At 73.0% G+C, this 14,920-nt stretch carries 14 protein-coding genes; 6 read left to right on the top strand and 8 right to left on the bottom strand.

All coding sequences use genetic code 11. The features are described 5' to 3' along the window. Positions 1 to 34: 34 nt before the first annotated feature. Positions 35 to 3,121, bottom strand: a complete 3,087-nt coding sequence (locus tag BJ961_RS15010) for a glycoside hydrolase family 2 TIM barrel-domain containing protein (protein ID WP_271413322.1) — start codon at positions 3,119 to 3,121, stop codon at positions 35 to 37. Positions 3,122 to 3,442: 321 nt separating this feature from the next. Between BJ961_RS15010 and BJ961_RS15005 the strand changes: the two genes are divergently transcribed. After that, positions 3,443 to 5,824 carry a SpoIIE family protein phosphatase gene (locus tag BJ961_RS15005; RefSeq protein WP_271413321.1) on the top strand — a complete coding sequence of 794 codons (2,382 nt, stop codon included), beginning with the start codon at positions 3,443 to 3,445 and terminating at the stop codon, positions 5,822 to 5,824. A gap of 185 nt (positions 5,825 to 6,009) precedes the next feature. Then, positions 6,010 to 6,678 (top strand): DUF4232 domain-containing protein, encoded by a 669-nt coding sequence (locus BJ961_RS15000; RefSeq protein WP_271413320.1) that lies wholly within the window; start codon positions 6,010 to 6,012, stop codon positions 6,676 to 6,678. A 49-nt stretch (positions 6,679 to 6,727) separates the two neighbouring features. On the opposite strand, the gene BJ961_RS14995 is transcribed toward BJ961_RS15000, so the two are convergent. The 3 genes from BJ961_RS14995 to BJ961_RS14985 form a co-directional block, all read right to left on the bottom strand. Next, on the bottom strand, positions 6,728 to 7,696 hold the full coding sequence (locus tag BJ961_RS14995; protein WP_271413319.1) for an aldo/keto reductase: 969 nt from the start codon (positions 7,694 to 7,696) through the stop codon (positions 6,728 to 6,730). Between the two features lie 81 nt (positions 7,697 to 7,777). Beyond that, complete coding sequence (locus BJ961_RS14990; RefSeq protein WP_271413318.1) at positions 7,778 to 8,326, bottom strand: flavoprotein; 549 nt, start codon at positions 8,324 to 8,326, stop codon at positions 7,778 to 7,780. Positions 8,327 to 8,335: 9 nt separating this feature from the next. Next, positions 8,336 to 8,773 (bottom strand): nuclear transport factor 2 family protein, encoded by a 438-nt coding sequence (locus BJ961_RS14985; RefSeq protein ID WP_271413317.1) that lies wholly within the window; start codon positions 8,771 to 8,773, stop codon positions 8,336 to 8,338. A gap of 95 nt (positions 8,774 to 8,868) precedes the next feature. Between BJ961_RS14985 and BJ961_RS14980 the strand changes: the two genes are divergently transcribed. Next, positions 8,869 to 9,495, top strand: a complete 627-nt coding sequence (locus BJ961_RS14980; protein WP_271413316.1) for a TetR/AcrR family transcriptional regulator — start codon at positions 8,869 to 8,871, stop codon at positions 9,493 to 9,495. Here the strand turns inward: BJ961_RS14980 and BJ961_RS14975 are convergent. Further along, the gene (locus BJ961_RS14975) at positions 9,470 to 9,670 is read right to left on the bottom strand and encodes a ferredoxin (RefSeq protein ID WP_271413315.1); all 201 of its coding nucleotides are present in this window, start codon (positions 9,668 to 9,670) and stop codon (positions 9,470 to 9,472) included. The genes BJ961_RS14980 and BJ961_RS14975 overlap by 26 nt on opposite strands. Positions 9,671 to 9,682: 12 nt before the next feature. Then, the gene (locus BJ961_RS14970) at positions 9,683 to 10,921 is read right to left on the bottom strand and encodes a cytochrome P450 (protein WP_271413314.1); all 1,239 of its coding nucleotides are present in this window, start codon (positions 10,919 to 10,921) and stop codon (positions 9,683 to 9,685) included. 380 nt (positions 10,922 to 11,301) lie between these two features. Here BJ961_RS14970 and BJ961_RS14965 point away from each other — a divergent pair, with 380 nt between their 5' ends. Beyond that, positions 11,302 to 11,751, top strand: a complete 450-nt coding sequence (locus tag BJ961_RS14965) for a nitroreductase family deazaflavin-dependent oxidoreductase (protein WP_271413313.1) — start codon at positions 11,302 to 11,304, stop codon at positions 11,749 to 11,751. A gap of 65 nt (positions 11,752 to 11,816) precedes the next feature. On the opposite strand, the gene BJ961_RS14960 is transcribed toward BJ961_RS14965, so the two are convergent. Next, positions 11,817 to 12,842 carry a cation diffusion facilitator family transporter gene (locus tag BJ961_RS14960; RefSeq protein ID WP_271413312.1) on the bottom strand — a complete coding sequence of 342 codons (1,026 nt, stop codon included), beginning with the start codon at positions 12,840 to 12,842 and terminating at the stop codon, positions 11,817 to 11,819. Positions 12,843 to 13,015: 173 nt separating this feature from the next. Between BJ961_RS14960 and BJ961_RS14955 the strand changes: the two genes are divergently transcribed. Together BJ961_RS14955 and BJ961_RS14950 are read left to right on the top strand one after the other, a co-directional pair. Further along, complete coding sequence (locus tag BJ961_RS14955) at positions 13,016 to 14,041, top strand: glutathione S-transferase family protein (RefSeq protein ID WP_271413311.1); 1,026 nt, start codon at positions 13,016 to 13,018, stop codon at positions 14,039 to 14,041. A 53-nt stretch (positions 14,042 to 14,094) separates the two neighbouring features. After that, positions 14,095 to 14,397: a DUF4235 domain-containing protein gene (locus BJ961_RS14950; RefSeq protein ID WP_271417053.1), complete on the top strand. Its 303-nt coding sequence runs from the start codon at positions 14,095 to 14,097 to the stop codon at positions 14,395 to 14,397. Positions 14,398 to 14,454: 57 nt separating this feature from the next. Here the strand turns inward: BJ961_RS14950 and BJ961_RS14945 are convergent, their stop codons facing one another. Further along, a complete protein-coding gene (locus tag BJ961_RS14945; RefSeq protein WP_271413310.1) occupies positions 14,455 to 14,850 on the bottom strand; it encodes a VOC family protein in 396 nt (131 codons plus the stop codon). Between the last annotated feature and the right edge of the window lie 70 nt (positions 14,851 to 14,920).

Raw genomic sequence — 14,920 nt, 5'->3', positions numbered from 1 at the left:
GTCGAGGTCCCGTCCGGACCTGTCGTACGGCGGCTCAGGCGGCGGGCGCCTCCAGGCGGCTGACGCGGATCGCGCCCCGTACCTCGCCGGGGTGCCGGCTGGTCAGCGTGAGGCGGACCCGGGAGCCCCGCAACCGGTCGAAGGTGACGACCGTGGGCGTGTCGGAGGCGGTGGCCCAGTCGGTCCGCGTCTCCTTCGCCGCACGCCAGGAACGGCCGTCCCAGACGGCGACCTCGACGGCCGCGGGCAGGCTGTGCCCGTCGTCCACGGTGAAGGAGACCTCCAGCCGGTCGTAGGTGCGTGTGCGTCCGTGGTCGACCGAGATCCAGTCCTCGGCCCGGGCGCCGTCGAAGGCGGGCAGCAGGGCGGTGGCGTCCTTGCGGAAGCCGTTGGACCAGCCCGTGGCCGGGTCGCCGTCGAGCACGGCGGCGGGCAGGGTGTCGGGCCGGCCGGAGTAACTCGCGTCCGCGTGCGGGTGGGCCGCGGGCGCCGGGTGCTCGGGGCGGAACTCCGGGGCCGGTGTGGTCGCCCGGTCCCCGGCCCGGCGGGCGCGCACCGTCGCCGTGTCCGTGCGCAGCCCCTCCGCGCGGGCCGTCACCCGCACCGTGCCCGGCCGGGTGCCGGACCGGACGATGGCGAGCGCCTTGCCGTGGAAGGCGGTGCGGGTACGGGACTGGTAGCGCTCGGCGCTCTCCTGGCGGCCGTTGTCGAGTCCGGCGAGGGAGCCGCCCGCCACCTCGAAGGAGATCAGGTGCTCGGCGCCGGGCACCACCACTGCGTGCCGGTCGACCACCTCGGCGGTCACGAAGACCAGGGAGCGCCCGTCCGCGTCGACGGCCTCCCGGTCCGGGGTGAGGCGCAGGGCGTACGGCGCCCGGGCGGTGCGCACGGCGTCGGTGGCGACCACCCTGCCGCCGCGCCGGGCGACGGCCTTCAGCTCGCCCGCCTCGAAGGGCACCTTCCAGGTCAGGTGGAGCTTGCCCGCGCTGCCGTTCGGGCTGGTGTAACTGCCGGGGTAGGGGCCGTCGGTGAAGGTCTTGTCGTCGCCGGTGGCCTCGGTGGTCTCCAGGTAGGCCCGGCCGTCGACGGTCTTCTTCCGGTCGAAGCGGCGGGTGCCGAGCGACTTCCCGTTCAGGTACAGCTCCACCGTGTCGACGTTGGTGTAGGCCCAGACCTCGACGGTGTCGCCCTCGCGGTGGTTCCACGTCGTCGGCAGCAGGTGGACCATCGGCTCGTCCGTCCACTGGCTGCGGAAGAGGTGGTACATGTCCTTCGGGAACCCGGCCGTGTCGACCGCGCCGAAGAAGGACGCCTTGACCGGGAAGACGTCGTACGGCGTGGGCTCTCCGATGTAGTCGATGCCGGACCACAGGAACTGCCCGGCGAACCACTTGCGGTCCCGGTCCTTCTTGTGGCCGTACTCGCCGCTCATCGTCCAGGAGGCGAGGTTGTTGTCGTAGGAGGAGGTGGCCCGCCCGCCCGGGGTGTGGTTCTCGCCGGTGTTGAGGTGCTCCGGTTCCTGGTAGGTGCCGCGCGTGGAGGTCTCGGAGGACGACTCGGACTCGAAGAGGAACAGGTGGGGGTAGGCCGCGTGCAGGTCGTCCACCGACTTGGCGGTGTTGTAGTTGAGGCCCAGTCCGTCCAGCTTGGCCAGCATCAGGTCGGCCGCGGAGCCCTTGGCGGGCATCCGGCGGTACTTGTCGGAGCCGATGATCAGCGGGCGGGTGTCGTCGGCGGCGCGGATGGCGTCGATGATCCGGTCGGCCATGGCCAGTCCGGCGGTGGCGGTGGAGTCGGGGACCTCGTTGCCGATGGACCACATGACGACGGCGGGCGAGTTGCGGGCGGCGAGCACCATCTCGGTGGCGTCGCGCTCGCACCACTCGTCGAAGAACCGGCCGTAGTCGTAGCGGTTCTTGCCGGTGCGCCAGCAGTCGAAGGCCTCCACCAGCATGATGATGCCCATCTCCTCGCAGACCTCGATCATCTCGGGCGAGGGCGGGTTGTGCGAGGTGCGGAAGGCGTTGACGCCCATCGACTTCATGAGGGACATCTGGCGGCGGATCGCGTCGACGCTCACCGCCGCGCCGAGCGCGCCGAGGTCGTGGTGCAGGTCGACGCCCTTGATCTTGGCGTGCCCGCCGTTGAGGTGGAAGCCCTCTTCGGGGTCGACGTGGAAGGTGCGGACGCCGAACGGGGTGCGGTACGTGTCGACACCGCGGCCGCCGACGCGCAGTTCGGTGTGCAGGGTGTAGCGGTGCGGGCTCGCGAAGTCCCACAGCCGCGGGCGCGTGACGGTCAGTTCGTGGGTCTCGGTCGCCGCGTCGGTGACGTCCACCGTGGAGGAGGTACGGGCCACGGTGCGTCCGTCTGCGTCCTTCACCGTCGACCGGATCTCGACCTCGCGCTCGTCGCCCGAGGCGTTCACCACCGACGTCCGGACCCGGACGACGGCGCTCTCCTCGCTCACCCGGGGTGTGGTGACGTACGTGCCCCAGCGCCGTACGTGCACCGGTTCGGTGACGACGAGGCGGGCCTCGCGGTAGATGCCGCTGCCCGAGTACCAGCGGCTGCTGGGCAGCCGGTTGCGCACCCGGACCGCGAGGACGTTCTCGGTGCGGCCGTCGGTGTGCACCAGGTCGGTGAGGTCGAGGGCGAAGCCGGTGTAGCCGTAGGGGTGGTGGCCGGCCTCCCGGCCGTTGCAGTGGACGCGGGAGTCCATGTAGACGCCGTCGAACTCGACCGAGATCCGCTTCCCGGCCAGCGCGGGCGGCAGTGTGAAGGCGAGGCGGTACCAGCCGAGGCCGCCGGGCAGGAACCCGGTGCCGCTGGTGGTGCCGTGCTCGGTGGTGGGCGTCTGCTCGATGCTCCAGTCGTGCGGGACGGCGACCTCGCGCCACGCCGAGTCGTCGTGGGCGGGGTCGGCGGCGTCCGCGGTGTCCTCGGCCGCTCCGTCGGGATCGACCAGCCGGAAGCGCCAGCCGTCGCGCAGGGCGACGGTGCTGCGGCCCGCGGCGTCGCCGGTCGCGTCCGCGGCCCACGCCGACGGGGCACCGAGCAGCGCCCCGGCCGCGGGCGTGGCGGCGGAGGCGATCAGAACCGATCTGCGCGTGACCGTCATGACGGATCTCCCTCTGTGCAACTCGTCTGGGAACTCATCGGAACCACCCGAACCATTTCGGAACGCTTCAGAACTCTTCGATACTCAGAAGCACTCACAAGCAATCGCGAACAAACAGATTCTGACGTCGAGCCACACGCGCCCGTCAAGGGCGCGGAAAGCTCTTTCTGTCTTGCGCGGTCCGGAACCGTCCGCTGACCCACCCCCCGGGCGGGGCCGCCCGCGCCCGGCGGGTTCGGGTCCGCACCGGGCCCGGACCCACTAGGCTGGGAAGCAGGTGACGCGCTGATCACTGTGGGTGTGCGCAATGGAGTGGCGACGATGAGTCCGGTCAACCCGTTCGACGATGCCGCCACGGCCCGCGTCGTCGTCGACGACTCCGGCACCTTGCGGGAGTGGAACGAGGGCGCCCGCCTGCTGCTCGGCCACCCGGCCGACGAGGTCGTGGGGCACCCCGCCGCCGACCTGCTCGCCGGCGACCGCGACGGCACGCCCCCCGGGCGCGACGACAGGCACTGGAGCGGCACCCTGGCGCTGCGGCACCGCGACGGGCACACCGTGTCGGTGTGGGTGCTCGCGCACCGCCGACCGGCCTCGGACGGCGCCCCGGACACCTGGCTCGCCGTCACCCCGCTGGAGTCCGGCCCCGAGCCGCAGGACGACCCGCTGTTCGAAGCGGCCCTCACCCAGTCCCCCTGCGCCATGATGATCTTCGACGACCGCCTCCTGCTGCGCGGGGTCAACGACGCCATGGCGCGGCTGATGGGGCTCCCCGCCGACCTCGTCCGCGGTCTGCGGGCCACCGACATCAGCGGCCGGCCGCAGAACGTGGAACTGGAACGGCAGATGCGGCGCGTCCTGTCCTCCGGCCGGCGGCACGACATGCAGACCCGTCTCAAGGCGGTGGGCGAGAGCCGCGCCCACGCGTGGAACGCCCGTATCGCCCCGCTCACGGACGCCGACGGCCGGGTGTGCGGCGTGTGCGTGAGCGCCCACGACTTCACGGAGCAGCACCGCGCCCGGGAACGGCTGCAACTCGTCAACGAGGCCAGCGTGCGCATCGGCACCACCCTCGACGTCACCCGTACGGCGCAGGAGCTGGCGGACGTGTGCGTTCCGGTGCTCGCCGACTTCGTCAGCGTCGATCTGCTGGAGCCGCGGGAGCACGGCGGTGAGCCCGCCACCGTGGTCGAACCCCCGGTCGACCTGCGCCGGACCGCCCACCGGTCGGTCACCGCGCAGTGCCCGCAGTCGGTGGCCGCGACCGGGCAGCTCGACTCCTACCCGGCCGGCTCCCCCCAGGCCGAGTGCCTGCTCTCGGGGCAGGTGATCGTGGCCTCGGTGGCCTACGGCGACCTCGAACGCTGGCTCCGCTGGGACCCCGTCCGGCTCCGGCGGGTCGAGGAGTACGGCATCCACTCCACGATGTCGGTGCCGCTCCAGGCCCGCGGCACCACCCTCGGCGTCGCCGTCTTCACCCGGTTCCGGCGTCCCGACCCGTTCACGCACGACGACGTGCTGCTGGCCGAGGAGGTCAGCGCCCGCGCCGCCGTCTGCATCGACAACGCCCGCCGCTACTCCCGCGAGCGCGAGGCCACGCTGACCCTGCAGCGCAGCCTGCTGCCCCGGTGGCTGCCGCCCACCGCCGCGGTGGAGGCTGCGTCCCGCTACCTTCCGGCGGCCCGCTCGGGCGTCGGCGGCGACTGGTTCGACGTCATCCCGCTGTCCGGGATGCGCGTGGCCATGGTCGTCGGGGACGTCGTCGGCCACGGCATCCAGGCTTCGGCCACGATGGGCCGGCTGCGCACCGCCGTGCGCACCCTCGCCGACATCGACCTGACCCCGGAGGAACTGCTCACCCACCTCGACGACCTGGTCGTCCGGCTGTCCGAGGAGTCCGGCGACGACGTGGCGGGCGAACTCGGCGCGACCTGCCTGTACGTGGTGTACGACCCGGTGTCGCGGCGCTGCTCCCTGGCCCGGGCCGGGCATCCGGCGCCCGTCCTGATCCCGCCGGACGGCCCGCCCCGGCAGGTCGAGCTGCCCTCCGGGCCACCGCTGGGGGTGGGCGGACTGCCGTTCGAGTCGGCCGAGCTGGAGCTGCCCGAGGGCAGCGTGCTGGCGCTCTACACCGACGGGCTGATCGAGAGCCGGGACCAGGACGCCGACGCCGGCCAGGAGCTGCTGCGCGACGCCCTGGCCGCCCCCGCCGACTCCCTGGACGCCGCCTGCGACCGCGTACTGCGCACCCTGCTCCCGTCCGGCAGCGCCGCCGACGACGTGGCCCTGCTGCTGGCCCGTACCCGCGGGCTGCCCGCCGGACAGGTCGCCACCTGGGACATCCCCGCCGACCCGTCGCTGGTCGCCCCCGTACGCAAGCAGGTCCTCGAACAGCTCGCCGACTGGGGCCTGCTGGAGGCGACCTTCACCGCGGAACTGGTCGTCAGCGAGCTGGTCACCAACGCCATCCGGTACGGCTCCCCGCCCATCCGGCTCCGGCTGATCCACGACACGGCCACGCTGATCTGCGAGGTCTCCGACACCAGCCACACCGCGCCGCACCTGCGCCGGGCCAGGACCTGGGACGAGGGCGGGCGCGGTCTGCTGCTGGTCGCCCAGCTCACCCAGCGCTGGGGCAGCCGGCACACGACCGAGGGCAAGACGATCTGGGCGGAGCTGGGACTGCTCGACGACGAGGTGTGAGTTCCCCGTTCGCACGGGAGTGCGCCCGCGCCCCGGTGGTGAACGCGCGCGCCCCGTCGGCTCCGGCCGGAGGGGGAATGCGCCCCTCGTTTCCCCGGCCGTACGGCGGGACACTCGAGACACAGGGCGCACGGCCGGTCGGTCCAGGGCCGTGCGCGACAACCTGACGGGAGTGTGGAGAGACGATGCCGAACACGTCCCAGCCGGTGCGCCGGACGGCGCTGCTCGCGAGCGCGGTCGCGCTGCTCGGTCTGCTGACCGCCTGCGGCGACGAGAACGCCACCTCGAGCGGCACCCCGCAGCCCGGGGAGACCACCCGCACCACCAGCGCGGAACCGGGCACGGACACCGCGACCGGCACGGCCACCACCGCGCCGGCGGTCGGCGCCACGCCCAGCGACACCGCGGGCTCGGCCTCGTCCTCCGCCCGCACCGACGGCCGCTGCCACACCTCTGAGCTGCGGGCCTCCGTCGGCCGAGTGGACCCGGGGGCCGGTCAGCGCAACTTCCCCGTCGTGCTGACCAACACCTCCGACCGCACCTGCACGGTGTACGGCTATCCGGGCGCCGCCTTCGTGGACGCGTCCGGCAGGCAGGTGGGCCCGGACCCGGAGCGCGGGCCCGGCTCCCCGGAGACGGTCACGCTGGCGCCGGGCAGGAGCGCGTGGGCCGGGCTGTCGTTCTCCAGCCCGGAGATCAGCGGCGCCCGTACGGCCACTCCGGCGGCGCTGCTCGTCACCCCGCCGGACGAACGGGAGCCCCTGAAGGTGGAGTGGACGGCCGGCGCGGTCCCGGTGGGCGGCAACGCGTCGTCGGTGTCCGTCACCGCCCTGGACGCGGGCACCGGCCCCTGAGGCCTCGGCGGTCCTCGCAGGTGCCGTCCCGGTCGCGCCGGTCCGCCGGTCAGTGGCCGGCGATCGGGTGCGGTGCGTAGGGCCGCTCCAGTTCCTCGGTCTCCTTCTCCGTCAGGGTGAGTTCGACCGCCGCCACGGCGTCCTCGAGGTGTCCCGCCCTGGAGGCGCCGACGATCGGCGCGGTCACCGTGTCCCGGTGCAGCAGCCACGCCAGGGCCACCTGGGCGCGCGGGACGCCTCGCTCGCCGGCGATGCGGGTGACGGCCTCGACCACGGCGCGGTCGCCCTCCTGGTAGAGGGTGCTGCCGAAGGTGTCGGTGGCGCTGCGCCCGGTGGCGGTGTCCCAGTCCCGGGTGAGGCGGCCGCGGGCGAGCGGGCTCCAGGGCAGCACGCCGACGCCCTGGTCCGCGCAGAGGGGCAGCATCTCGCGCTCCTCCTCGCGGTAGACGAGGTTGTAGTGGTTCTGCATGGACACGAACCTGGTCCAGCCGTGCCGCTCGGCGGCGTACTGCATCTTGGAGAACTGCCAGGCGTACATCGAACTGGCCCCGATGTAGCGGACCTTGCCCGCCTTCACCAGGTCGTGCAGGGCCTCCATCGTCTCCTCGACCGGCGTGCCCGGGTCGAAGCGGTGGATCTGGTAGAGGTCGACGTAGTCGGTGCCCAGGCGCCGCAGGCTGTGCTCGATCTCCGTCATGATCGCCTTGCGGGACAGTCCCCCGCCGTTCGGTCCGGGTCGCATCCGGCCGTGCACCTTCGTCGCGAGCACGATGTCGTCCCTGCGGGCGAAGTCGGCGAGCGCCTTGCCGACGATCTCCTCGCTGGTGCCGTCGGAGTAGACGTTGGCCGTGTCGAAGAAGGTGATCCCGGCCTCCAGCGCCTGCCGGATCAGCGGACGCGAGGCCTCCTCGCCGAGGGTCCACTCGTGCGTGCCGCGGGCGGGGTCGCCGTAGGTCATGCAGCCCAGGCAGATCCGCGACACGTCCAGGCCGGTCGAGCCGAGCTTCACGTACTGCATCGTTGCTGCTCCTGTCTTCGCCGATCATCGGGGTACCAGGGCCGAGCGTACGTCTTCGTGCGGGCTCGAACTTCCCGCGGGTCAGCGCCGTTCGAGCAGGTCCAGGGCCCGTTCCCAGCCGAACTCCGGGCGGCCGCCGTCCTCCCCCGCGTCCCCGGTGTACGGATCGCCGAAGCGCACGCCCATCCCGCGCAGCCGCTCCAGGCTCTCCCGGTAGGCGGGGTGGGAGGCCAGCGCGTCGGCCACGCAGGGCAGGACGGCGACGGGGACGCCGAGACCGCACGCCTCGCACAGGGTGGCCACGGCGAGGGTGTCGGCCAGCCCGGCCGCCCACTTGTTGACGGTGTTGAAGGTGGCGGGCGCGACCACGACGGCGTCGGGCGCCGGGAAGGGCCGCGGATCGCCGGGGGTGCGCCAGGCCGAGCGGATCGGCCGGCCGGTGCGTGCCTCGACGGCGGCCGCGTCGAAGAAGCCGCCCATGGCGACCGGTGTCGCCACGACCCCGACCTCCCAGCCGCGCCGTTGTGCCGCGTCGATCAGGGCGCCGACGCCTTCGGCCACGCCCGCGGCGCAGACGACGACGTGGAGGAAGGGTCGTCCGGTGGTACCGCCGGCAGCCTGTTCGCTCACCCGGGCACCCTACTGGGCGGGCCTCGGCCCGAGGATGCGCCGGTCCGCCTCCTCGATGGGTACGTCGTTGATGCTCGCCTCGCGCCGGGTCATCAGGCCGTGCTCGTCGAACTCCCACAGCTCGTTGCCGTAGGAGCGCCACCACTGGCCGTCGGCGTCGCGGGACTCGTAACGGAAGCGGACGGCGATGCGGTTGCCGTCGAAGGCCCACAGGTCCTTGCGCAGCGCGTACTCCCGCTCGCGCTCCCACTTGGCGGTCAGGAACTCGACGATGGCGGCGCGGCCGGTGAGGAAGGAGTCCCGGTTGCGCCAGACCGAGTCCTCGGAGTAGGCGAGGGCGACCTTGTGCGGGTCACGGGTGTTCCAGGCGTCCTCTGCGGCCCGCACCTTGCGTGCCGCGCTCTCGCGGGTGAACGGGGGCAGGGGCGGTCGGTCGGTCGTCGTCATGGCTGAACCTCCGTAAACAGCAGAGGAGAACGAGCGTTCTCCAGCTGACTGCTACCGTAGGAGAACGAACGTTCTCCGGTCAAGGAAGAGGACCCATGGACACCGAGACGGCCCGGGAGCGGGCGCTGGACGCGGCGGAGCGGCTCTTCTACGCGCGGGGGGTGCGGGCCGTCGGCATGGACGAGGTCCGCGGCGCCTCCGGGGTCTCGCTCAAGCGCCTGTACCAGCTGTTCCCCGCCAAGGAGCAGCTCGTGGTGGCCTGTCTGGACCGGCGGGACGTGCGCTGGCGGGGGCGGCTCGCGGAGCACGTCGGCCGGTTCGAGGAGCCCGGTGCGCGCGTGCTGGCCGTGTTCGACTGGCTCGGGCAGTGGTTCGCGGAGCCCGGGTTCCGCGGCTGCGCCTGGATCAACGCGTACGGCGAACTGGGGCCCGCCTCGCCGCCGGTGGCGGAGCGGGTGCGGGCGCACAAGGCGGCGTTCCGCGCGTTCCTCGACGCCCTGGTGGCCGACACGGGGCTGCCCGCCGCGACGGGCGGGCAGCTGTTCCTGCTGGCGGAGGGCGCCATGGTGACGGCGGGCGTGACGGGCGGTACGGAACCCGCCGGTCAGGCCCGGGCGGCGGCACGGGTGCTGCTGGGCGCCGCCGGGGTGGGGAGCAGTGCCGGTGCGGGTGCCGGTGCGGGTACGAGTGCGGGGGTCAGCCCACCCGCTCCGACACGGTGATCGCGCCCACGGGGCACGCCCGGGCCGCCTCCCGTACCAGGGGGCTGCCGCCGCCGTCCTCCCGGCCGGGCACGAGCGTGCTGTAGCCGTCGTCGTCCTGGGTGAACACGTCGGGGGCGGTCAGGGCGCACTGCCCCGCGCCGATGCAGGTGTCCTTGTCGATGCCGATGCGCATGTGCGGAGCCTCCTACCAGGCCACGGGGAGTTCCAGCATCCCCTGGATCGTGTCACCGGGTTTGAAGGGGATCTCGTCCGCCGGGGCGGCCAGGCGCAGCGCGGGCAGCCGGTCGAAGAGGGTGTGCAGGGCGATCTCCAGTTCGGCGCGGGCCAGGTTCTGGCCCAGGCACTGGTGGATGCCGAACCCGAAGGCGACGTGGTGACGGGCCGGGCGGTGCCAGTCGAGGGCGTCCGGGTCGGGGTAGACGCTCTCGTCGCGGTTGATGACGGAGGTCGAGAAGACCACCCCGTCTCCGGCCCGGATGGTCTGTCCGTCCACGTCGATGTCCTCGGTGGCCATCCGCAGCAGCCCCTCCGCGATCGACAGGACGCGCATCAGCTCCTCCACGGCGCCGGGCAGCAGCGCGGGATCCTCCCGCAGTTCGGCCAGCCGCCCCGGGTTGGTCAGGAGGGTGTAGGTGCCCAGCGAGATCATGTTGGCGGTCGTCTCGTGTCCCGCGACCAGCAGGATCACCGCGAACGCGATCAGTTGCCCGCGGTCGATCGCGCCCTCGGCCAGCTGCTGCCGGACCAGGTCGTCCAGCAGGCCGTCGCCGGGTGCCTGTCGCTTGCGGTCGATCAACTCCCCCAGGTACGCCTCCAGTCGGTCGCGGGCGTCGCGGGTGTCGGCCGGCAGCGGGCCGCGCAGCAGCCGACGGGACTGCTCCTCGAAGAAGTCGTGGTCGGCGTAGGGGACGCCGAGCAGCGCGCAGATCACCATCGAGGGCACGGGCAGCGCGAAGGCCGTCACCAGGTCGGCGGGCGGGCCCTGCGCGATCATCGCGTCCAGCCGCTCGTCGACGATCCGCTGGATGCTCGGGCGCAGCGCGGCGGCGCGTTTGAAGGTGAACTCCGGAAGCACCATCTTGCGCTGGGCGCGGTGTTCGGGGTCGTCGACGCCGAGCAGGGCCGGGCTGCGTCCGCGTACGGCGGCCAGCCGCGCCGAGGTGGCGGGGAAGTCGTCGCGGGTGCGGTCGGTGGACAGGCGTTGGTCGGCCAGCAGCCGGCGGGCTGCGGTGTGCCCGGTCACCAGCCAGGCGGGGCGGCCGTCGAAGAGGGTGATCCGGGCCAGCGGCCGGGTGGCGCGCAGCGGGTCGTAGCCGGGGGGCGGCTGGTACGGGCAGGTCCGGTCCTGGGGGAAGGCGACGGGCTGCGCCGGGCCCGCGTCGGTCGTCGTGCCGGTGCCGGTCGTCGTGTTCGTGTCCGTCATGGAAGACCTCGCAGACGAAGAGTGCGGCGTGCCGATCTTCATTAGATGCCTCGGGCATCTATGGGACGACGTCAAGTTCGGCCACAACGGTGGCGGGAGCAGACTGGCCGGGGAACACCGGGTCGGAGGCGACACGTCCCCTCCCCCGCGGTCCGTCGCGTCGCGCGGGTGGCCCGATCACGTCCCCCGGCGGCGCCGGGCGCCCGTCGGAACTGGCCGAGCGGCACGGTGCGGCGGCAGTCGACCGGACCTCTCCCGTCCGGATGTCCGCGCGGCCACCGGGGGTCGGCGGGCAGGATGGGGTAAGGATGGTTACGCGCCGGACGGTGGGCTCACCGGTCCGGCCGGCCTTGTGACACGACGATGGGACGGATGCGCGGATGCCTCTTGACGGCGAGTACGAACCCAGCCCGACGCAGTGGGTGCGCGAACAGGTCGAGCTGTACGAGAGCTCGGGCGGCACCGAGGGGACGACCCTGCGGGACACCGGTCTGCCCGTGATCGTGCTGACCACCCGGGGCGCGCGCAGCGGCAAGCTGCGCAAGACGCCGCTGATGCGGGTCGAGCACGAGGGCCGCTACGCCGTGGTGGCCTCCCTGGGCGGGGCTCCCCAGCACCCGGTCTGGTACTACAACGTGGGCGCCGACCCCCGGGTGGAACTCCAGGACGGCCCCCACAAGCGGGACATGACGGCCCGTGAGGTCACCGGCGCCGAGAAGGCCGAGTGGTGGGAGCGCGCGGTCGCGGCGTTCCCGCAGTACGCCGAGTACCAGGAGAAGACGGACCGGGACATCCCCGTCTTCGTCCTGGAGCCGGCCGACGGGAGCTGACCGGACGGGCTCGGGATCAGCCCGGCCCGGCGTGCATGGACCGGCTCGCGCCGGGAACACGTCGTTCAGGCCCCGCCGCGTTCCCCCGTCGCGGCGGGGCCTTCCGCTGTCGCGGCCCGGCTCTCCGGTGTCGCGGCGGGGCTCTGGGCCGCCTCCCGCGCGAGCCGGTCGGTGACGTCCAGGAAGACCTGGCTCGCCTCCGGGACGGTGTGGGTGATCGACCTCTTGATGCGCACGGCGACCTCCTCCACCCGCTCGCTGTCCAGGCCCGGCACCAGGTCGACGCGGGCGGCCACCAGCGCGGAGTCGAGGCCGGTCTTCATGGTGAACAGCGCCTCGACGCTGTCGATCTCCGGCTGGGCCCGCAGCAGCGCCCGGATCCGGCCGCTGGCCTCGGGGTCGGCGGCCTCGCCGATGAGCTGGTCGCGGGCCTCGCGGCCGAGCCGGTAGGCCACGTAGACCAGCAGCGCGCCGATGGCGAGCGAGGCACTGGCCTCCCACACCACCTGCCCGGTGACCATGTGCAGCGCCATGCCGGTCATGGCGAGGGTCACGCCGAGCACCGCCGTGCCGTCCTCGGCGACGACCGTGCGCAGCGCCGGGTCGCGCAGCCCGACGGCGATCCCGCCCTGCCCCCGCACCTGGTGCAGGGCCCGCAGCAGGGAGCCGCCCTCGGCCAGCAGGGCGACGCCGAGCACGATCAGGCCGGCCACGTAGCCGCCGAGTTCCTCGTCCGCGCCGTTGCGCAGGGCCTCGACGCCCTGGAAGAAGGAGAAGCAGCCGCCCATGACGAAGATGCCGACGGCCGCCAGGAGCGACCAGAAGAACCGTTCCTTGCCGTAGCCGAAGGGGTGCCTCCGGTCGGCGGGCCGGCGGCTGCGGCGCAGGGCGGCGAGCAGGAAGATCTCGTTCATGCTGTCCGCCACCGAGTGCGCGGCCTCCGACAGCAGGGCGGGCGAGCCCGCGAGGAATCCGCCGACCGCCTTGGCGACGGCGATCACCAGATTGGCCGCGAGGGCCACCAGCACGGTGACGCGTGTCCTGCGGTCGGCCTTCGGGCCCGATTTCTCTTCCACGGCTGTCCCACTCACGAAGGCCCGACTGCCCGGGTCCCCGCCGCTCACACCCCGACCGACATGTCCGACGGGTGTCCACCAGTGCCGACGGCCGAAAACGGGGAACGCCTCTACAAGGGCACCTGCGCACAGGAACACCAGTACGAGAGCGCACGGCGCACGGAGACGAACGGCGGGAAGGCAGGGTCATGAGCGGTGACGGCGGGACGCCCGGGAACAGCGGCTACGGAAGGAAGGCGTTCAAACGGTCCCGCAGCCACTTCGCGGACCGGATCACGGCGGACGGCCGGGACGGCTGGCCGGTGGAGGCCGGCCGCTACCGGCTGGTGGTGAGCCGCGCCTGCCCGTGGGCGAGCCGGGCCCTGGTCTCGCGGCGGCTGCTCGGTCTGGAGGACGCCCTGTCCCTGGCGGTCGCCGACCCGGTCCAGGACGACCGCAGCTGGCGGTTCACGCTGGACCCGGACGGCCGGGACCCCGTCCTCGGCATCCGCTACCTGAGCGAGGCGTACGACCGGCGGGAGAGGGGCTATCCGGGCGGGGTGAGCGTGCCCGCGGTCGTCGACGTGCCCAGCGGACGGCTCGTCACCAACGACTACCAGCAGATCACGCTCGATCTCGCGACCGAGTGGGCCTCCCTGCACCGTCCGGATGCGCCCGACCTGTATCCGCACGCCCGGCGCGACGAGATCGACGAGGTGATGGCGGGGGTGTACGAGGACGTCAACAACGGCGTGTACCGGGCGGGCTTCGCGACCGGCCAGGAGGAGTACGAGGCCGCCTGCGCGGGCGTGTTCGGGCGCCTGGAGCAGCTCGTGCCCCGGCTGGAACGGCAGCGCTACCTGGTCGGCGACACGATCACCGAGGCGGACATCCGGCTGTTCACGACGCTGGTCCGCTTCGACGCGGTGTACCACGGCCACTTCAAGTGCAACCGCTGGAAGCTGACGGAGAACCCGGTGCTGTGGGGGTACGTCCGCGACCTGTTCCAGACGCCCGGATTCGGGGACACGGTCGACTTCGACCACATCAAGCGCCACTACTACCAGGTGCACACCGGCATCAACCCGACCGCCATCGTGCCCATGGGCCCGGACCTGTCCGGCTGGCTCACCCCGCACCACCGCGAGGAGCTGGGCGGCCGTCCGTTCGGCGACGGCACCCCGCCGGGGCCGGTACGGGCCGACGAGGAGGTACCGGTGCGGGGCAGGCCCTGACCCGCACCGGTACGCGTACGACCATGCAGCGCACACGAGGCAAGGAGATCCCCATGGCGAAGACCAAGAAGAAGAAGCTCCCCCTCGCCTACAAGCCCGTCGGGTTCGCGCTCGGCTGGCTGGGCGGCACGCTGGCCGGGATGACCTTCCAGAAGACCTGGAAGATGATCCGGCACGAGGACGACGCGCCCGACGCCCTGGACCCGGACCGCGGCTGGGGCGAGATCCTGCTGGCCGCCGCGATCCAGGGCGCCATCTTCGCCGCGGTGCGCAGCGCGGTGGACCGTACGGGTGCCAAGGCCATCGAGCGCTCGACCGGAGCCTGGCCGGTCGGCGGGAAGGGCGGCCGGGACTGAACGCCCCGGCGCCCCTCCCCTCCCCTCCCCTCCGCGGCGCCCGGGCAGGGCCCTTTCCTAGCCCTGCTTGGGCGCCGTCGGTGCGAGGGCCAGGCGCAGGGTGAAGGAGTGGCCGGCCGGGTCGGAGAAGCCGCGCTCCTCGTACGGGCCGGCCGGGTCCTTCGCCTCCACCGGACGGCCGCCGAGCCCCACGATCGCCCGCTCGGCCTCGTCCAGGTCGGCGACCACGAAGTCCAGGTGGACCTGGAGGGAGTTCTCCGGGCGCGGCCAGCTCGGCGGCGTGGCGTTCACGTCCCGCCGGAAGGCCATGCGGAAACCGCGGGGGCCCTCGATCTCGATCCGGTTGGCGCTCACGTCGCTCTCCTCCGCGCCCAGCAGCCCCTTGTAGAACTCGGCGAGCCGCTCGGGTTCGGCGCAGTCGAGCACCACGACGCCCGCGTTGACCAGTGCCATGTCTCCTCCGAAGGATTCGGGGCGCGGGGCGTCGTACCCCGTGCCCTGTACCTTGCTGATATCCCGGCCC

Source organism: Streptomyces lienomycini (genome assembly GCF_027947595.1).
Lineage (GTDB): Bacteria > Actinomycetota > Actinomycetes > Streptomycetales > Streptomycetaceae > Streptomyces > Streptomyces lienomycini.
Note: the sequence above shows the minus strand (reverse complement) of the source record. Positions and strands in the feature narration are given on the sequence as shown.